This window comes from Rhodococcoides kroppenstedtii (assembly GCF_900111805.1).
Lineage (GTDB): Bacteria > Actinomycetota > Actinomycetes > Mycobacteriales > Mycobacteriaceae > Rhodococcoides > Rhodococcoides kroppenstedtii.
Map to the genome: position 1 here is coordinate 274,124 of NZ_FOJN01000005.1, position 17,044 is coordinate 291,167.

Consider the following 17,044-nt stretch of genomic DNA (forward strand, 5'->3'; position numbering starts at 1 on the left):
TCCGGCCCCGAGGTCAGGGACGGTTCGATCGGTCCAGCCGGTCCAGGCCGTACGCCCACCCTTCGAGCCGGTCCGTGGCGAACTGCAGCGCGTCACGTCGTGACGCCGGGCCGGCGGCCGATCCGGACGCCGGGGCGGTCAACAGGGCCGCGGCGGCGACCAACCCGTCGTACTGCTCCACACCGTCACGGAGCCGGGCGGCGGTGGACGCGATGGCGGAGCGCAGGTGCGCGGCGGCGGCCTCGCTGCCCTCGGCGGCCCGCTCCATGGCCACGACATCGTCCGCAGCAGCGGTCAGCGACGCGGCAGCCGCCGCAGCGATACGGGAGGTGTCCTGCACGTCGTCCTCGGCCACCGTTCCCGACCGGGACACGATGCCGAGCAATTCGTGCAGGCTCTGTTCGGACCGACGCAACCGATCGATCGGCTCACGGGCCGCCGATCCGTAGGGAGGCAGGGTGCGCGGCGCGGGCCGCGCAGCCGGCAACAACTCGCCGCGTAGTCGGCGGTAGGCCGCCAGTGCCGCCACCGACGGCACGGCCAGGAGCGCGGTGGCACCGGCGCCGCCGACGATCACCCACTCGGGGGCAGCGGCGACCGCCACCATGGCGGTACCGACGGCGCTGGACCCCGACGCCGCACCGAAGAACGTGGCGCGGCGTCGGGTCCGGCGGATCTTGCGCTCGGCACGCCGCCGGGGATCGTTCCACGTGCGAGCGGACTCGATCAGGGGGCCCGCCGCCCGCGCCACGGTGACGGCGCGGCCCTGGAGTCGATCTCGCATGACGTTCGGTCCGGCGGTCAGTTGGCCTGCGGCCGTTCCGGATTCGCCTGCGGCGACAGATTCTTCGGTGCGGCGGCAGGATCGGCGGTGGGCCCGGACGTGATCGCGTCGCCCTTCATGGACGCGCGAATCTGCTCGAGACGGCTGTGGCCGGCCATCTGGACGCTCGCCTGCTGGACCTCCATCATGCGGCCCTGCACGGAGTTCTGCGCCAGCTCGGCGGACCCGAGGGCGTTGGCGTACCGGCGCTCGATCTTGTCCCGCACGGCGTCGAGGCTCGGCGTGTTGCCGGGGGCCGACAGAGTGGAGTCCATCGACCGAAGGCTCTCCGAGACGCGCTCCTGCATCTTGGCCTGCTCGAGCTGGCTGAGCAGCTTGGTGCGCTCGGCGACCTTGGCCTGCAGCGTCATCGCGTTCTGCTCGACGGCCTTCTTGGCCTGGCTGGCGGCCTGCAGAGCCTGATCGTGCAGAACCTTGAGATCCTCGACGCCCTGCTCGGCGGTGACCAGCTGCGCTGCGAAGGCTTCGGCCGCATTGGTGTACTGCACTGCCTTCTCGGTGTCACCGGCGGCATTGGCCTGGTCGGCCAGAGTCACGGCCTGGCGCGCGTTGGCGTTGAGCTTCTCCACCTCGTCGAGCTGGCGGCTGAGCTTCATCTCCAGCTGGCGCTGGTTGCCGATCACCGAGGCCGCCTGCTGCGAGAGGGCCTGGTGCTGACGCTGGGCGTCCTCGATGGCCTGCTGGATCTGGACCTGCGGGTCCGCCTTCTCGTCGATCTTCGAGTTGAACAGGGCCATCAGATACTTCCAGCCCTTGACGAAAGGATTGGCCATCGGTTCTTCCTGCCTCCATGTGGAATCCGCCGCTACGCGACCCGGCCGGCGACGGTCACCGGCCGCTGTTCATCGACCATCGTTCCACGCGCGCCGCCCGATTTCGAACCTTCGGGTCTCACCCGCGGTCCGCTTACCGAACCCGGGCGGCCGCGCGGCACGTCATGCCGCCGCGAGTGCCCGCGCGGTCGGTGCCGGAATGACGACCCGAGTGCCGTCGTCCACCCGCACCCCGGGTGCGGCCGTGACGGCCCGATCCTCGGCGGGCGCGGGAGCCAGCGCCACGCTGACGTCCGACAGCACGTCGGACAGGGGAACGTCGAGCGCCTCGCAGATCGCGTTGAGCAGCTCGCTCGACGCTTCCTTGCGGCCCCGCTCGACCTCGGACAGGTACCCGAGACTCACCCTGGCCGTGGTGGAGACCTCACGCAGCGTGCGGCTCTGTGCGACCCGAGTGCGGCGAAGACTGTCGCCGAGTGCCTCACGCAGAAGCATCATGTGGCCTCTCCTCGTTTCTCGTGCGGTGGGACTGCCGGAGGCGTCGACCGCCGCCGGATCGAGAGCGTCACCGCCTCGACCGAACAATCCCGTTCTTCGTCCAACGCCGACACCGACCGAAGGGTTCCCGACTCCCCTCGACAATTCGGTTACCCAGCCCTGCCGGGGTGAACGCACCCCACTCGCGCCGGGTGATCGACCCTAACGCCACCACCACCGTGTCGAGCGGACGGTGTCGGTCACGTCGCGCGCGCGTCGGCCGCACCGGCGACCCGCGGCCGCATCGCCGACACGACGTAGTCCACCCCGGTGACGACGGTGAGAATCAGCGCGGCCCACATGAGCGCCATGGCCGCCGGCACCACGGCGGCCGGCAGGGGCATCACGTAGAGCCCGATGGCGACACCCTGCACCAGGGTCTTCAGCTTCCCGCCGCGACCGGCCGGGATGACGCCGTGCCGCAGCACGGCGAACCGCAGGAGCGTGATCCCGACCTCGCGGACACCGATCACCACCGTGATCCACCACGGCAGCACGCCCAGCATGGAGAGCCCCACCAGGGCCGCACCGATGAGGGCCTTGTCCGCGATCGGGTCGGCCATCTTCCCGAAGTCCGTCACCAGACCGTGCTTGCGGGCGAGCTGGCCGTCGATGCGATCGGTGATGGCGGCGATGGCGAACACGGCGAACGCCGCCCACCGCCACCCGACGCTCTGTCCGCCGTCGACGAAGAGGGCCCAGAGAAACACCGGGACCAGCAGGATGCGCAGCACGGTCAGCACGTTGGCGATGTTCAGCAGCGGCGCCGGACGGACCGCACCGGCCGTGGCCACGCCGTCCTCTCGAGGAGCGGCGGCGCTGCCTCCGCCGTGCCCTCCCGGGACACTGCCACCCGGCGCGCCCGGCGAAGTGTCGAACTCCGCGCTCACGTCGGGCAGCCCGCTCGGCGGGGTGGCGACAACGCTGCGGCACTGGGCACAGGCTCACAATATCGGTACCGCCGGGCACTACTGTCTCCCCCATGACATCCGAGCTCGATCCGGACCCCGGCGTCGGCCACGACACGCCCGACCCGGCGTCGCCGTCCACGGAGCGAGTCCGCATTCGCCGTGCGCGGACCTCGGACATCCCCGACATCAAGCGGTTGATCGACATCTACGCCGGTCGCATCCTGCTGGAGAAGAACCTGGTCACGCTCTACGAGGCGGTGCAGGAGTTCTGGGTCGCCGAGGTCGACGGCGTCGTGGCGGGATGCGGCGCGCTGCACGTGCTCTGGGCCGATCTCGGCGAGATCCGCACGGTGGCCGTGGACCCCGCCGTCAAGGGCCACGGCGTCGGTCATCTGGTGGTCACCACCCTGATCGACGTGGCCCGCGAACTGCAGTTGTCGCGACTGTTCGTCCTCACCTTCGAGGTGTCCTTCTTCGCGCGACACGGCTTCTCCGAGATCGAGGGCACCCCGGTCACCGCGGAGGTCTACGCCGAGATGTGCCGGTCCTACGACACCGGTGTCGCCGAGTTCCTCGACCTCAGCTACGTCAAGCCGAACACCCTGGGCAACACGCGCATGCTGTTGACGCTTTGATTCGTAAGAACCGCCACACCGGACCGACACACTCGACCCGAACGGAGCCCCCGTGCCGCACTTCCTCGTCCACTACACCTACTCGCCCAGCACCGCCGAAGGCCGCGACCGCGTGCGCGCCGAGCACCGGGACTGGCTGCGGGAGCAGATCGCGCAGGACCGCGTGGTGACCGCGGGTCCGTACCCCGACGACAGCGGCGCCACCATCGTCGCGCAGGGAACGGACGAGGCCGACGTGCGCGACCTGTTCGCCGACGATCCGTTCGTCCGCGACGAGCTCGTCGAGGCGATCGCGGTGCAGGAGTGGAAGCCGGTTCTCGGCGCCCTGGCCTGATCCGGACGCGACACGGCCCGGCGGAGGTGCTCCGCCGGGCCGTGTGCTGTCCGGGGTCGGATCAGCGCGTGGAGTCCCGATCGATCTCGGACGCGGTGCCGGCGTCGACCGTCGCGGCCTTGTCGACGTCCTCCGCCGACTTCCCGCGCGTCTTGATCAGGCTGGCGACCGTGGTCACGGCCAGGATGCCGACGATGACGCTGAGCGAGAGGCCCGTGGTGATCTCGGGGACCGCGACGTGCTCGCCGCCGTTGATGAAGCCCAGCTCGTTCTCGTGCAGGGCGTGCAGGACGAGCTTGACGCCGATGAACGCGAGCACCAGCGAGAGGCCGTAGGACAGGTAGACCAGGCGGTCGAGCAGTCCGCCGATGAGGAAGTACAGCTGACGCAGACCCATCAGGGCGAACGCGTTGGCGGTGAAGACGATGTACGGCTCGGTGGTGAGGCCGTAGATGGCCGGGATCGAGTCGAGCGCGAAGAGGATGTCGGTGAAGCCGATGACCACGAGCGCCATCAACATCGGGGTGACCACGCGCTTGCCGTCGATCTTCACCGTCAGGCGGTCACCGTGGTACTCCTCCGTGGTGGGGAGCACCTTCTTGACCAAGCGCATGATCTTGGTCTCTTGCTCGACCTCGTTCTCCTCCTCGTGGCCGGCCTCCTTGATCAACTTGTAGGCCGTGTAGATGAGGAAGGCACCGAAAAGGTAGAAGACCCAGCTGAAGTTGTTGATCGCCGCGGCGCCGAGGGCGATGAAGCCGCCGCGCATAACCAACGCCATCACGATGCCGATGAGCAGTACCTTCTGCTGGTACTGCCGCGGGACCGAGAAGGTCGTCATGATGATGAGGAAGACGAACAGGTTGTCGACGCTCAGGGCCTTCTCGGTGATGTATCCCGCGAAGTACTCGCCGCCGTAGGTCGACCCGTACTGCCAGAACACGATGCCGCCGAAGACGACGGCGAGTCCGATGTAGACCGCGGACCAGGTGGCCGATTCCTTGAACGTCGGCTCGTGCGGCGTGCGCACGTGGGCGAAGAAGTCGAAGACGAAGAGACCGAGGATCACCACACAGGTGACGATCCAAACGGTGGTGGACACGTTCATGTACTCGCTACCTCCGGTAGGCCAGCGTTGGGCTCCGGAGGTCTCTCCCGTCGCATCGTCGCCGTTGGGTACAGCGCACGTCGACCGGGGACCCGGATCGAGTCAGGGCTCGATCGTGCTGACGGGTCCGTCGCGAGTTGGGGATACTCCCCTCCGCTGACAATGATGCCACAGAGACGGTGTGGAGCGACCCAACGAGTCATCGACAGACGGTAAAACGCCCGTAAAGAAGCGCAATGAGATCAGCGTCACGGAAAGCCGTCGGCCACCGGCCTACTCGTCGTCTCCACCCTCCGCGGGGTCGCCGCCCTTGATCGACCACAGCAGTCCGTCGAGCTCGTCCGGCTTCACCAGAACGTCGCGGGCCTTCGAGCCCTCGCTCGGCCCCACGACGCCCCGCGTCTCCATGAGGTCCATGAGCCGGCCCGCCTTGGCGAAGCCGACGCGCAGCTTGCGCTGCAACATCGACGTGGAGCCGAACTGGCTGGTGACCACCAGTTCGATGGCCTGCAGCAGCACGTCGAGATCGTCGCCGATGTCGGCGTCGACGTCCTTCTTCTCCGCGGCCTTCTGCGTGGTGACGCCCTCGGTGTACTCCGGCTCCGCCTGGTTCTTGGCGGCGTCGACGACGGCGGTGATCTCCTCGTCGGTGATGAAGGCGCCCTGCAGGCGGGTCGGCTTGCCCGCCCCCATCGGCAGGAACAGCGCGTCGCCCATACCGATGAGCTTCTCGGCCCCCTGCTGATCGAGGATGACCCGCGAGTCCGTGAGCGACGACGTGGCAAAGGCCAGACGCGACGGCACGTTGGTCTTGATCAGACCGGTGACGACGTCCACCGAGGGACGCTGCGTCGCGAGCACCAGGTGGATACCCGCGGCACGCGCCTTCTGCGTGATGCGCACGATCGCTTCCTCGACGTCTCGAGGCGCGGTCATCATGAGGTCCGCCAGCTCGTCGACGATCGCCAGGATGTACGGGTAGGGCTTGTAGACCCGCTCGCTGCCCAGTGGAGCCGTGATCTCGCCGGACCGCACCTTCTTGTTGAAGTCGTCGACATGGCGTACGCGGTTGGCCTGCATGTCCTGGTAGCGCTGCTCCATCTCCTCGACCAGCCACGCGAGCGCGGCCGCCGCCTTCTTCGGCTGCGTGATGATCGGGGTGATGAGGTGCGGGATGCCCTCGTAGGGCGTCAGCTCGACCATCTTCGGGTCGATGAGGATCATTCGCACTTCCTCGGGCGTCGCCCGAGCGAGCAGCGACACCAGCATCGAGTTGACGAAGGACGACTTGCCCGAGCCCGTCGACCCGGCCACCAACAGGTGGGGCATCTTGGCCAGGTTGGCGCTGACGAAGTCGCCCTCGATGTCCTTCCCCAGCCCGATCACCAGCGGGTGGTGATCCTTCCGGGTGCTGGGCGCGGTGAGCACGTCGGACAGGCGCACCATCTCGCGGTCGGAGTTCGGCACCTCGATGCCCACGGCGGACTTGCCGGGGATGGGCGCCAGCAGACGCACGTTGTCCGTGGCCACCGCGTAGGCGATGTTGCGCGCGAGGGCGGTGATCTTCTCCACCTTCACGCCCGGACCCAGCTCCACCTCGTAGCGGGTCACGGTCGGCCCGCGGGTGAATCCGGTGACCGCGGCGTCGATCTTGAACTGCTCGAGGACCTCGGAGATCGCCTCGATCATCGCGTCGTTGGCCTGACTCCGCGTCTTCGGCGGGTCGCCCTCGACCAGCAGCGACAGCGACGGCAACACGTAGTCGCCGTCCACCACCCGGTCGACGACCATCCGGTCCGCGTCGGAATCGGCCGGGCCGGCTGCGTCGGACGGATCGGGCGTGGGGACCGGGTCGGGCTTCGCCGTCGCCGCCGCACGGCGACGCGCGGGCGGAGTGACGGGGACGTACTCGGTGGCGCTCTCGTCCGGCGCCCCGGTGTCCGGGGCGGCATCGGCGGGCGTCTCGACGGACCGGGACGGGGTGCGCCGACGACGTGTCGGCCCGGGCGCGGCGGGCTCGTCGAGATCGAAGCGCGTCGCGACGTCGAGCGGATCGCCGTACGCGCTCGGTGCCGCATACGGGTCGGTGCCGTACGACGCCGCACCGTACGGATCGTCGCCGTAGGGATCGTCGCCGTAAAAACCGTCGGCCGCGTAGTCGTCGTACTCCTCGCCGCCGCTCGCGGTCCCGAAGAGCGACCGCAGGCGAGCAGGTACGTCCCGCACCGTCGTTCCGGTGAGCAGGAGAACGCCGAACAGGATCGCGAGCAGGAGAAGCGGGACCGCCAACCACACGGTCACTCCGTCGGCCAGCGGGCCGCCCACGACGAATCCGAGGACACCGCCGCCGGACGCACGCCCGTCGGCGTCCGTCGGCGAGCCCGCGCCGAGGTGCCACAGGCCCAGCAGCGGCAGGCCCACCAGCAGCGAGCCGAGAATCAGTCGGGGCCGGTCGTCGGGCTTCGGCTCCGTCCGCATGAGCGCGACGGCGAGGGTGACGCCGAGCAGCGGGAGCACCATCGCCGCGCTGCCGACCACCGCGCGCAGGCCGATCTCGATCCACTCCCCCACCGGCCCGCCGGCGGAGAACCACAGCCCGGCCGCGACCACGACGCTGATCGCCAGGGCGCCCAGCGCGAGGCCGTCACGGCGGTGACCGTGTTCGATGTCGCCGGCGCGGCCGACGGTGCGGGTGGTCGCGCCGACGCCCTTGGCGGCGAGGGCCCATCCGGACGCGATCCCGCGACCGACGGCACGGGCGGCGTTGCCGCCGGCCGACGAGCCGGAGTTGGTCCTGCGTGCGGGTGCGCGACCGGCACCGCCGCGGGACGCGGCGGGCTTGCGTGAACCGGTCCCCTTGCTGGAGCCACCGGCTCTGCTCGACCCGGCGGCCTTGCGCGGAGCGGTCGGCTTGCGGGGAGTGGTGACGGTGCGGCCGCCCGACCCGCCGCGCGCGGCGGTCGACCGGGACGATCCGGTCGTACCGGATCGGGACGCGCGCGTACTCGTCTTGCCTGCCATACCGCTCAGGTTAGTCGGTCGAACCTCACCAGGACCATCCGCAACACGAGCACCATGCCGTCAGAACGACCGGTCGAGCGCCTTCACCGCGGCGACGTCGGCCTCGTCCCCGTCGAAATCCAGCGCGACGGCGTCGCGACCGAAGGCATGCAGAGCCAGTTCGGACGCCGGTCCGCGCAGGATCACCCGACGCGACCTGGATCCGAACGAGCGCGTCCCGAACTCCGGCGACTCCCACACCACGGTCACCGGGGCCGACCGGTACGCCTTGCGCCCCATCAGGCCGCCGAGCCCCCACAGGGCCTTCTCGAGCCGGGGGTCGAGGTCGCGGGGCGTCGCGACGCCGTCCCCCCGCCGCACGTCCTCGTGGTGGACGAACATCTCGCCGAGGTTGGCCACGGGATCGAGCACCTTGAACGGCGACCAGATCGGCGGACCCGACCGCACGTCGTCGAGCAATTCGTCGAACGGCCGCGTCGCGACGCCGTCCTGCACCGACTGCGTGTAGCCGGCCAGGGGCGGAAGGAGGATCCCGACGGACGCATCCGGCCGACGCTCGCGGACGACGAGGTGGGCGGCGAGATCGCGCACCGTCCACTCCCCGCACAGGGTCGGGGCGTCGGGGCCGGCCGAGCTCATGGTGTCGACCAGGCGGAGGCGTTCGTCGCGGGCAAGGCTCATGCGAGACGAATCTAGCCGTGTCGTAGCGTCCCAGTCGTGCCGGTCACCGAAATCGTCCTGATCCTCCTGGCGGGCTTCGCGGCGGGCGCGATCAACGCCATCGTGGGGTCCGGAACGCTGGTCACCTTCCCGACGCTCATCGCGTTCGGCTACCCGCCGGTGACCGCGACCATGAGCAACGCCATCGGCCTCGTGGCGGGATCGGCCTCCGGAACCTGGGGCTATCGGGAAGAACTGAAGGGCCAGTGGGGTCGGCTGAAGTGGCAGCTGCCCGGATCGCTGCTCGGCGGAATTCTCGGCGCGTGGTTGTTGCGTCACCTGCCCGAGAAGACGTTCACCGCCGTGGTCCCGGTGTTGCTGATCCTGGCGTTGGTGCTCGTGCTGGCCGGCCCCCGTATCCAGCGGTGGGCCCAACAGCGGTCCGAGCGCAGCACCGAGACCGGCCTCGGCCGGGGACGGTTCGGGCTCCTGATCGTCGGCACGTTCGCCGTCGGCGTCTACGGCGGCTACTTCACCGCCGCCCAGGGCATTCTGCTGATGGGCGTGATGGGTGCGCTGCTCCCGGAGAGCATGCAGCGGATGAACGCCGCGAAGAACCTGCTGTCGCTGGTGGTCAACATCGTCGCCGCGCTGTCCTTCACACTGCTCGCGTTCGACCGAATCAGTTGGGCCGCAGCGGGACTCATCGCCGTCAGCTCGTTGGTCGGCGGAGTGGTCGGGGCCAAGTACGGCCGACGTCTCTCCCCCACCGCCCTGCGACTGTGCATCGTCGCGATCGGGTTGGTGGGACTCTGGCGGCTCCTCGCATCCTGAGAGAGCGCCCGAGCCCCACCCGACCCGGCGTCACTGGTCGGTGTTCACCTCGAGAACCGTCGGCACGATCATGGGGCGACGACGGTACTTGTCCGCCACCCAACGCCCGACGACTCGGCGGACGGCCTGCGCGATGCGATGCGTGTCCTTGACACCCTCGCCCGCGAGACGCACCAGCTCGGCCTCGACCAACTTCGCGGCCTCCTCGAGGGCGGCCGGGTCGTCGGAGAAGCCGCGCCCGGAGACCTCCGGGGTTCCGGCCGACCGACCGGTGGCCGAGTCGACCGCCATGGTGATGGCGATGAACCCGCCTTCGCCGAGGACCAGACGATCGGAGAGCGTCGAGTCGCCCACGTCGCCGACCGAGAGCCCGTCCACGTAGACGTGGCCGACGGGGACCTGACCGACGACCTTCGCCAGCCCGTCGACCATGTCGACGACGACGCCGTCCTCCGCGAGAACGATGCGGTCCTCCGGGACGCCCGTCGCGGCGGCGAGTGCCGCGTTGGCCCGCAGATGCCGCCATTCGCCGTGGACCGGCATCGCGTTGGTCGGCCGCACCGCGTTGTAGAGGTAGAGCAGTTCGCCGGCCGACGCGTGGCCGGAGACGTGAACCTTGGCGCTCTGCTGCGTGATCACCTTGGCGCCGCGCTTGGCCAGACCGTTCACGACGGCGAACACGGAGTTCTCGTTGCCGGGGATGAGGGACGAGGCCAGCACCACGAGGTCGTCGGCGCGCACGTTGATCTGACGGTGCTCACCGCGCGCCATGCGGGACAGCGCCGAGAGCGGTTCGCCCTGCGAACCGGTGGAGATCAGCACCAGTCTGTCGTCGGGCAGCTTGGTGGCGGTGTCCATGTCGACCTCGACGCCGTCCGGCAACGTCAGGTAGCCGAGTTCCTGCGCGATCGCCATGTTGCGCACCATGGAGCGGCCCACGAAGGCGACCTTGCGGCCGTACCGGGCGGCGACGTCGATGACCTGCTGGATGCGGTGCACGTGCGAGGCGAACGACGCCACGATGACGCGGTTCTTCGCCTTGCCGATCACCGTGTCCAGAACGCCGCCGATCTCGCGCTCGGGGGTCACGAAGCCCGGCACCTCGGCGTTGGTGGAGTCGACCAGGAACAGGTCGACGCCCTCGTCGCCGAGGCGAGCGAATCCGCCGAGGTCGGTGAGCCGGCCGTCGAGGGGAAGCTGGTCGAGCTTGATGTCGCCGGTGTGCAGCGCCACGCCCGCGTCGGTGCGGATGGCGACGGCCAGGGCGTCGGGAATCGAGTGATTGACCGCGAAGTACTCCAGCTCGAACGGCCCGTGCTGGGTGGAATCGCCCTCGCGAACCTCCACGAGGTTGGGCCGCTGCCGATGCTCGCGGCACTTTGCGGCGAGCAGCGCGAGGGTGAACTTCGCGCCGATCACCGGGATGTCGGGCCGCAGGCGCAGCAGGAACGGGACGGCTCCGATGTGGTCCTCGTGCCCGTGGGTGAGCACGAGGGCGACCACGTCGTCCATCCGGTTCTCGATGTGCCGGAAGTCGGGAAGGATGAGATCGACACCGGGCTGCTGATCCTCGGGGAACAGCACACCGCAGTCGACGATGAGCAACTTGCCCTGGTGCTCGAAGACCGTCATGTTGCGGCCGATCTCGCCGATGCCGCCGAGGGCCACGACGCGCAGACCCTTCTTGGGGGCCTTGGGCGGGGTGCCGAGGCGGCCGCTGTGGTCGACCGTGCTGCGCGAATCCGGCCGCTGCGTCGCAGCAGAGTTCTGCGGGACGCGCGGCGCGGACGCCGCCGGCCGGGACGCGGGGGGTGCCGTCGGCGGCGCCGGCGGGCCGGCGCGTCGAGAGGCGGATCGCCGCCGGGGCGGTCGGGTCATGTGAGAACTCCTGCGTGCTGGAGATCGACGACGAGCGCGTCGATCTGTTCGGTGGTCGGCGCGACCTGCGGCAGGCGTGGATCACCGACGTCGATGCCGACGAGGCGAAGCCCGGCCTTGGACGCGGTGACGCCGCCGAGTCGCGCGACCGATCGGACGATGGGGAGCAGACGGAGGTTGATCCGCTGCGCGGTGGCCACGTCTCCGGCGGCCCACGCGGCGTGCAGATCACGCAGCGGTCCGGGGACGAGATGGCCGATGACACTGACGAATCCGACCGCGCCGACGCTGAGCCACGGGAGGTTCAGCGGGTCGTCGCCGGAGAAGTACTGCAGGCCGGTCTCCGCGATGAGTTCGGCGCCGGCGGCCAGGTCGCCCTTGGCGTCCTTGACCGCGAGGATGTTCGGGTGCTCGGCGAGGCGTCGCAGGGTGTCGCTCTCGATGGGCACCACCGACCGCGGCGGGATGTCGTAGAGCATCACGGGCAGATCGGTCGCGTTGGCGACGGTCGCGAAGTGGGCGTGCAGACCCGCCTGCGGGGGCCGCGAGTAGTAGGGCGTGACGACGAGCAGACCGTGGGCGCCGGACTCCGCGGCCAGGCGGGCCTGCGCGACGCTGTGAGCGGTGTCGTTGGTCCCGGCTCCGGCGACGATGCGGGCACGGTCGCCGACGGCGTCGACGACGGCGCGGAGCAGGTCGGCCTTCTCACGATCGGAGGTGGTGGGCGACTCACCGGTGGTACCCGAGATCACCAAACCGTCGCAGCCGGAGTCGACGAGGTGGGCGGCCAGGGACACGGCGGTGTCGATGTCGAGCGCGCCGGCCGGTGTGAACGGTGTCACCATCGCGACGGAGACGGCACCGAACGGCAACTTCGGACCCGCGGCGACGGTCGTGTGGTCGGGGCGCACAGTTCCCGCAGCCGTGGCGGGGTCACCGGTGATCATGGTCCGGAAGATTACCCGCCGACCGGGGCGGTTCCGTCCCTCACTCCCCCGGGTACGACGAGCGCGCCACCTCGGTTCCGTCCGGCAGCGTCCGGATCTCGAAGTCACCGAAGACGGCGGGCGCCACCTCGGCGAGTCGGCGCAGGCAGGCGACGGCGAGTCGGCGGATTTCCAGATCGGCGTGCTCGGTCGCGCGCATGGTGACGAAGTGGCGCCACGAGCGGAAATTTCCGGTCACCACCACACGGGTCTCGACGGCGTTGGGCAGCACCGACCGCGCGGCCTGGCGCGCCTGCTTGCCGGCGACGACGGCAGGTGCGTCCGGCCCGGCCGCGGCCTCGAGGGCGGTGAGCAACCGGTCGTAGGCCGCGCGCGACTCGTCCGTCGCCTCGCGGAAGAGGTCACGGAGGGTCTCGTCCGCGTCGATGGCGGGCGGCACGACCATGCGCGCGTCGCGTTCGCTGACCGAGCGTTGCGAGAGCTGCGAGAACGAGAAGTGGCGGTGCCGGATCAGCTCGTGGCTGCAGGAACGCGAGATGCCGGTGACGTAGAAACTCGCGGTGGCGTGCTCGAGCACCGAGAAGTTGCCCACCGCCAACAGGTGACGTAGGTAGCCGGCATTGGTGGCCGTGCGCGGATTCGGCTTGTCCCAGCTCTGATAGCAGGCCCGCCCGGCGAACTCGACCAGCGCCTCGCCGCCCTCGGCGTCCGTCTCCCACGGCACGTCGTCGGGTCGGACGAAATCGGTGAGCGCGATCAGCGAGACGGACAGCGGAGCGGTGTGCACCCGCCGAGCCTAGGAGACGGCGACGCGCAGATCGCCGGCCAGGTCGCCGCGCTCACCCACGGCGACGTCGACGTCCAACCACTCCGCCATCGCGCGCACCGAGCCCGCCAGGGCCGCCGCGACCTCGCCGCGTCGACCCTGCGCGTCGACCGAGTCCTCGCTGAACGCGCCGGGGACGGTCAGCAACCCCGCGGCTCGATCCACACGGAGGTCGACGCGCGCGACCAGCTCGTCTCCGAGCAGGAACGGGAACACGTAGTAGCCGTACCGTCGCTGCGCCTCGGGGGTGTAGATCTCGATGCGGTAGTGGAAATCGAACACCCGCTCCGTGCGGGCGCGGCCGAAGATCAGCGGGTCGAACGGGCACAGCAGGGCCGCCGCGTCGACAGTGCGGGGTCGGCGTACATCGACATGGAGGTAGGCCGGGTCCTTCCAGCCCGCGACCGTCGTCGGCACCACGCGGCCCGCCTCGACGAGCTCGGCCAGCGCGCGAGAAGTCTGCGCCGCGGAGAGCCGGTAGTAGTCGCGCAGGTCGGCGGCGGTCGCGACGCCCATCGCCGCGGCGGACTGCTCGACGAGACGACGTACCGCGTCGTCCTCGGGAATGCGGTGCGACGCGACGTCCGGCGGGAGGACGCGCTCGGTCAGGTCGTAGACCCGAGCGAACTTGGTTCGCCGCGGCACCGTGAGAACGCCACTGGCGAAGAGCTGCTCGCACACCACCTTGACGTCGCTGTGGTCCCACCACGGGCCCTTCGGACCGGGCCGCCGCCGGTCCAGGGCCACCTCGAGTTCGCGCGCCGTGGCAGGGCCGCCGTCACGGATCGCGTCCAGCACGTCGTCGACCAACCGCGGGTGTCGCTCGGCGACATCCCGCGCACCGCCCCACCGACCGTGGATGTAGCGATCCATTCGCCACCGCAACAACGGCCAGTCCTCGACGGGGACGAACGCGGCTTCGTGCGCCCAGTACTCGACCATCAGACGTGGTGAACGCGCGGTGTCGGACCAGGCCGCGCGGTCCAGAGCCGCTCGGTCGTAGGAGCCGACGCGACTGAACACGGGCGCGTAGTGCGCCCGAACGGCGGCCGCGACGGAATCGATCTGCAACAGCCGGGTCGTGGCGAGCACCGACGACACGGCGCGCCGGCCGGACGACGTGGGCTTCAGCCGGCCGAATCCCTGCGCCGCCACCGCGATCCGCCGGGCGGTCGCGGCCGGAAGCTCACGCACGGACGGTCCGCGGACGGCTCGTGTCGACGACGGCCACCAACAACAGCGCGGCTCCTATCAGGCCGACCACCGTCAGTCGTTCGCCCAGCACGATCATGGCGAGGACCGTACCCGTGAGGGGTTCGAGCAACCCGATCACGGCGGCCGTGGACGCGGGGGACGTACGGAGGCCGCGGAACCAGAACGTGTAGGCGGCGGCCGTGGGAAACACCGCCAGGGCCACCAGCAACGCGATGCTCGCGGCGGTGACGGTCGGGGTGGGTGAGCCCCCGGCCATCGTGAATCCCACTACGAGCAGAGACCCGCCCAGCAGGAACGACCATCCGGTCATCGCGGATTCGGACAGCCCGACCACCGGGCGTCGACCCACCAGCGTGATCGCGGCGAACGACGACCCCGACAGCAACGCCGTCAGCGCCCCGAGCAGCGCGGTGCCCGCCGCCACGTCGGGGGGCGCCCCCACCAGGAACACCAGGCCCACGAGCCCGACCGCCACGGTGCGCACCGCGACCGGGTCGGGACGTCGTCGGGCACCGACCGATTCCACGGCGACGCACACCACCGGCGCCGAACCGATGGCGATGAGGGTTGCCGCGGCCACGCCCAGGAGGGAGGTGGCGACGAAGTACGCACCTTGGAACACGGCGGCAAGGACGCCGATGACCGCGATGCGTCGGAGCGCAGGAGCGCCCGTGGGACGTCCGGTCCCACCGGCGATCGCGTAGGCCACCAGGAGAAGCCCGCCGCCGCCCAGGCGGCAGGCCGCGACCGCAGTGGGCGGCAGCCCGGCGGCGGAGCCGAAGGCGGTCCCGAGCACGCCGCCGGTGCCCCACAGCAGGCCGGCCGTCACCAGCGCCGGCACTCCGGACGTCGTCACCGAACGCCTCCTTCCGAACCGTGGTTTACAGTACGCTCGTACTGCAAGGGTGGATCGACCCCACGGAGGTGCCCATGTGGAACCCGTCGCAGTACCTGCAGTACGCCGACCATCGTCATCGACCGTTCGTCGACCTCGTCGCGCGGGTGGACCTCGACGCGCCGCGCAGGATCGTCGACCTCGGATGCGGGCCCGGAAATTCGACCCGGTTGCTCTCGGATCGCTGGCCGGACGCTGCGCTCGACGCCCTCGACTCGTCCGCCGAGATGGTCTCCGCCGCACGCCGCAACGGGCTCGCGGCCGAGCAGGGCGACGTGCGCGACTGGACGCCCGCGGAGGACACGGACCTCGTGGTGAGCAACGCACTCCTGCAGTGGGTTCCGGAGCACCGGGAGCTCCTCGCCGCGTGGGCCCGCGCACTCCCCCGCGGCGCCGTGATCGCCGTGCAGATGCCGGGCAACTTCGGGGCGCCGTCGCACCGCGCTCTCCGCGAGGTCGCCGGCTCCGCCCCGTGGGTCGATCGGCTCCCCGTCGGCCTGCTGCGTCACGACGACGCCGTGGACGACCCGAGCGACTACGCCACGCTCCTCGCTGCGCACGGATGCGCCGTCGACGCGTGGGAGACCACCTACGTGCACCGGCTCTCCGGTACCGACCCGGTGCTCGACTGGATGCGGGGCACCGCCCTGACCCCGGTGTTCGACGCGCTCGACGACGGGCAGCGAGCGTTCGAGGCGGAGCTGGCGGCGCGGCTGCGCGAGGCGTATCCGGCGGGACCCGACGGGGTCACCCTCTTCCCGTTCCGTCGAGTGTTCTGCGTCGCCACGGTCGGTGCCGCCTCCGGGGCGACCGACCTGGCAGGGTGAACGGCATGCACCGCGCCGCTGCGCTCCTGGCCGTCACCCTGCTCGCCTCGACGGCGTGCGGGTCCGAGGTGGCCGGCCGGGCGGTTCCCGACGCGTGGGTCCCGACCGCCGACAATCCGGACCCGTCTCTGGCGCTGGACGGAATCGAGGTGGTGGAGTATCCGCCCGCCCTGCACGTGCTGCCGAACTACCGTGTCGCGTACACCTATTCACCACCGATGGGCGGTCGGCACGACGGTGCGTGGGCCACCTGCACCGGGGTGGTCTACTCCGTTCCGGTGCGCACGGAGAACATGGTGCATTCGCTCGAGCACGGGGCCGTCTGGATTGCCTACGACCCCGAGTCCCTGGGTGACGACGCCGTGGCCGACCTGGCTCGACGCGTCGACGGGGTGCCGTACACGATGCTCTCCCCCTATCCGGGGTTGGACCGACCGATCTCCCTGCAGTCCTGGGGTCACCGGCTCCAGGTCGACGACACCGACGACGAGCGCATCGACCGATTCGTCAGCGCACTTCGTCTGAACCCGAACACCTTTCCCGAGCCCGGCGCCACCTGCGCCACCCTCCCGAGCTCCTTCGACCCGACCGACCCGCCGCCCTTCGTCGCGGAGCCGGCCGATCCGGACTCGCCGTTGACGGTGCCGGAGTAGGGCCGTCGGCGTCCAGATCGACCGGTCGACGAAATTTTCGTGTCGGACCCTTGTGTCATGGTGTCGGTGACACGAATTCGGGGGGATTCACGTGGACCAACTGCTTGCCGGTGACGGGTTGTCGCCGAACGACATTCGACGGTTCC

17 protein-coding genes are annotated in these 17,044 nt (G+C 70.2%); 5 read left to right on the forward strand and 12 right to left on the reverse strand.

The features are described from left to right. Positions 1 to 13 precede the first annotated feature (13 nt). The 4 genes from pspM to pgsA form a co-directional block, all read right to left on the reverse strand. On the reverse strand, positions 14 to 784 hold the full coding sequence (pspM, locus tag BMZ18_RS08470) for a phage shock envelope stress response protein PspM (RefSeq protein WP_068365442.1): 771 nt from the start codon (positions 782 to 784) through the stop codon (positions 14 to 16). Positions 785 to 801: 17 nt separating this feature from the next. Beyond that, positions 802 to 1,617, reverse strand: a complete 816-nt coding sequence (locus tag BMZ18_RS08475) for a PspA/IM30 family protein (protein ID WP_068100782.1) — start codon at positions 1,615 to 1,617, stop codon at positions 802 to 804. Positions 1,618 to 1,779: 162 nt separating this feature from the next. After that, positions 1,780 to 2,115, reverse strand: a complete 336-nt coding sequence (locus BMZ18_RS08480) for a helix-turn-helix domain-containing protein (RefSeq protein WP_068100780.1) — start codon at positions 2,113 to 2,115, stop codon at positions 1,780 to 1,782. Positions 2,116 to 2,354: 239 nt separating this feature from the next. Continuing rightward, positions 2,355 to 2,948 carry a CDP-diacylglycerol--glycerol-3-phosphate 3-phosphatidyltransferase gene (pgsA, locus tag BMZ18_RS08485; protein WP_068100778.1) on the reverse strand — a complete coding sequence of 198 codons (594 nt, stop codon included), beginning with the start codon at positions 2,946 to 2,948 and terminating at the stop codon, positions 2,355 to 2,357. Between the two features lie 188 nt (positions 2,949 to 3,136). On the opposite strand from pgsA, the gene BMZ18_RS08490 reads away from it, so the two are divergent. Continuing rightward, positions 3,137 to 3,700 (forward strand): amino-acid N-acetyltransferase, encoded by a 564-nt coding sequence (locus tag BMZ18_RS08490; RefSeq protein WP_206028145.1) that lies wholly within the window; start codon positions 3,137 to 3,139, stop codon positions 3,698 to 3,700. Positions 3,701 to 3,752: 52 nt separating this feature from the next. Continuing rightward, positions 3,753 to 4,034, forward strand: coding sequence for a YciI family protein (locus tag BMZ18_RS08495; RefSeq protein ID WP_068365443.1), 282 nt, complete (start codon positions 3,753 to 3,755; stop codon positions 4,032 to 4,034). A gap of 61 nt (positions 4,035 to 4,095) precedes the next feature. Here the strand turns inward: BMZ18_RS08495 and BMZ18_RS08500 are convergent, their stop codons facing one another. From BMZ18_RS08500 to BMZ18_RS08510, 3 genes are all read right to left on the reverse strand, one after another. Beyond that, a complete protein-coding gene (locus tag BMZ18_RS08500; protein ID WP_082833807.1) occupies positions 4,096 to 5,142 on the reverse strand; it encodes a TerC family protein in 1,047 nt (348 codons plus the stop codon). A 273-nt stretch (positions 5,143 to 5,415) separates the two neighbouring features. After that, complete coding sequence (locus tag BMZ18_RS08505; protein ID WP_170851470.1) at positions 5,416 to 8,163, reverse strand: DNA translocase FtsK; 2,748 nt, start codon at positions 8,161 to 8,163, stop codon at positions 5,416 to 5,418. 60 nt (positions 8,164 to 8,223) lie between these two features. Beyond that, on the reverse strand, positions 8,224 to 8,844 hold the full coding sequence (locus BMZ18_RS08510) for a TIGR03085 family metal-binding protein (RefSeq protein WP_068365444.1): 621 nt from the start codon (positions 8,842 to 8,844) through the stop codon (positions 8,224 to 8,226). A 36-nt stretch (positions 8,845 to 8,880) separates the two neighbouring features. Here BMZ18_RS08510 and BMZ18_RS08515 point away from each other — a divergent pair, with 36 nt between their 5' ends. Continuing rightward, entirely contained in the window at positions 8,881 to 9,657 is a 777-nt protein-coding gene (locus tag BMZ18_RS08515; RefSeq protein ID WP_068365445.1) for a sulfite exporter TauE/SafE family protein, read from the forward strand. 30 nt (positions 9,658 to 9,687) lie between these two features. Here BMZ18_RS08515 and BMZ18_RS08520 read toward each other — a convergent pair whose 3' ends face one another. Genes BMZ18_RS08520 through BMZ18_RS08540 form a run of 5 tightly spaced genes read right to left on the reverse strand, consistent with a single transcriptional unit; the run spans position 9,688 to position 15,379 of the window. Beyond that, entirely contained in the window at positions 9,688 to 11,535 is a 1,848-nt protein-coding gene (locus tag BMZ18_RS08520; protein WP_068365446.1) for a ribonuclease J, read from the reverse strand. Continuing rightward, positions 11,532 to 12,482, reverse strand: coding sequence for a 4-hydroxy-tetrahydrodipicolinate synthase (gene dapA / locus BMZ18_RS08525; protein ID WP_074922085.1), 951 nt, complete (start codon positions 12,480 to 12,482; stop codon positions 11,532 to 11,534). The genes BMZ18_RS08520 and dapA overlap by 4 nt, the downstream gene beginning before the upstream one ends. Before the next feature lie 40 nt (positions 12,483 to 12,522). Then, on the reverse strand, positions 12,523 to 13,269 hold the full coding sequence (gene thyX / locus BMZ18_RS08530) for an FAD-dependent thymidylate synthase (protein ID WP_068100768.1): 747 nt from the start codon (positions 13,267 to 13,269) through the stop codon (positions 12,523 to 12,525). Between the two features lie 9 nt (positions 13,270 to 13,278). Beyond that, positions 13,279 to 14,502, reverse strand: coding sequence for a winged helix-turn-helix domain-containing protein (locus BMZ18_RS08535; protein ID WP_068365447.1), 1,224 nt, complete (start codon positions 14,500 to 14,502; stop codon positions 13,279 to 13,281). Then, the gene (locus BMZ18_RS08540; RefSeq protein ID WP_068365448.1) at positions 14,495 to 15,379 is read right to left on the reverse strand and encodes a DMT family transporter; all 885 of its coding nucleotides are present in this window, start codon (positions 15,377 to 15,379) and stop codon (positions 14,495 to 14,497) included. Before BMZ18_RS08540 ends, BMZ18_RS08535 begins: the two co-directional genes overlap by 8 nt. A gap of 74 nt (positions 15,380 to 15,453) precedes the next feature. On the opposite strand from BMZ18_RS08540, the gene BMZ18_RS08545 reads away from it, so the two are divergent. Both BMZ18_RS08545 and BMZ18_RS08550 read left to right on the forward strand, forming a co-directional pair. Further along, positions 15,454 to 16,245 carry a trans-aconitate 2-methyltransferase gene (locus tag BMZ18_RS08545; RefSeq protein ID WP_068365449.1) on the forward strand — a complete coding sequence of 264 codons (792 nt, stop codon included), beginning with the start codon at positions 15,454 to 15,456 and terminating at the stop codon, positions 16,243 to 16,245. Between the two features lie 5 nt (positions 16,246 to 16,250). Then, the gene (locus tag BMZ18_RS08550) at positions 16,251 to 16,898 is read left to right on the forward strand and encodes a thioredoxin-like domain-containing protein (protein WP_068365453.1); all 648 of its coding nucleotides are present in this window, start codon (positions 16,251 to 16,253) and stop codon (positions 16,896 to 16,898) included. The last annotated feature ends 146 nt before the right edge of the window (positions 16,899 to 17,044 follow it).

Coding starts and splice junctions, on each gene's coding strand:
- pspM (WP_068365442.1), bottom strand. CDS start 784: ATGCGAGATCGACTCCAGGGCCGCGCCGTCACCGTGGCGCGGGCGGCG.
- BMZ18_RS08475 (WP_068100782.1), bottom strand. CDS start 1,617: ATGGCCAATCCTTTCGTCAAGGGCTGGAAGTATCTGATGGCCCTGTTC.
- BMZ18_RS08480 (WP_068100780.1), bottom strand. CDS start 2,115: ATGATGCTTCTGCGTGAGGCACTCGGCGACAGTCTTCGCCGCACTCGG.
- BMZ18_RS08490 (WP_206028145.1), top strand. CDS start 3,137: ATGACATCCGAGCTCGATCCGGACCCCGGCGTCGGCCACGACACGCCC.
- BMZ18_RS08500 (WP_082833807.1), bottom strand. CDS start 5,142: ATGAACGTGTCCACCACCGTTTGGATCGTCACCTGTGTGGTGATCCTC.
- BMZ18_RS08505 (WP_170851470.1), bottom strand. CDS start 8,163: ATGGCAGGCAAGACGAGTACGCGCGCGTCCCGATCCGGTACGACCGGA.
- BMZ18_RS08510 (WP_068365444.1), bottom strand. CDS start 8,844: ATGAGCCTTGCCCGCGACGAACGCCTCCGCCTGGTCGACACCATGAGC.
- BMZ18_RS08520 (WP_068365446.1), bottom strand. CDS start 11,535: ATGACCCGACCGCCCCGGCGGCGATCCGCCTCTCGACGCGCCGGCCCG.
- dapA (WP_074922085.1), bottom strand. CDS start 12,482: ATGATCACCGGTGACCCCGCCACGGCTGCGGGAACTGTGCGCCCCGAC.
- BMZ18_RS08545 (WP_068365449.1), top strand. CDS start 15,454: ATGTGGAACCCGTCGCAGTACCTGCAGTACGCCGACCATCGTCATCGA.
- BMZ18_RS08550 (WP_068365453.1), top strand. CDS start 16,251: ATGCACCGCGCCGCTGCGCTCCTGGCCGTCACCCTGCTCGCCTCGACG.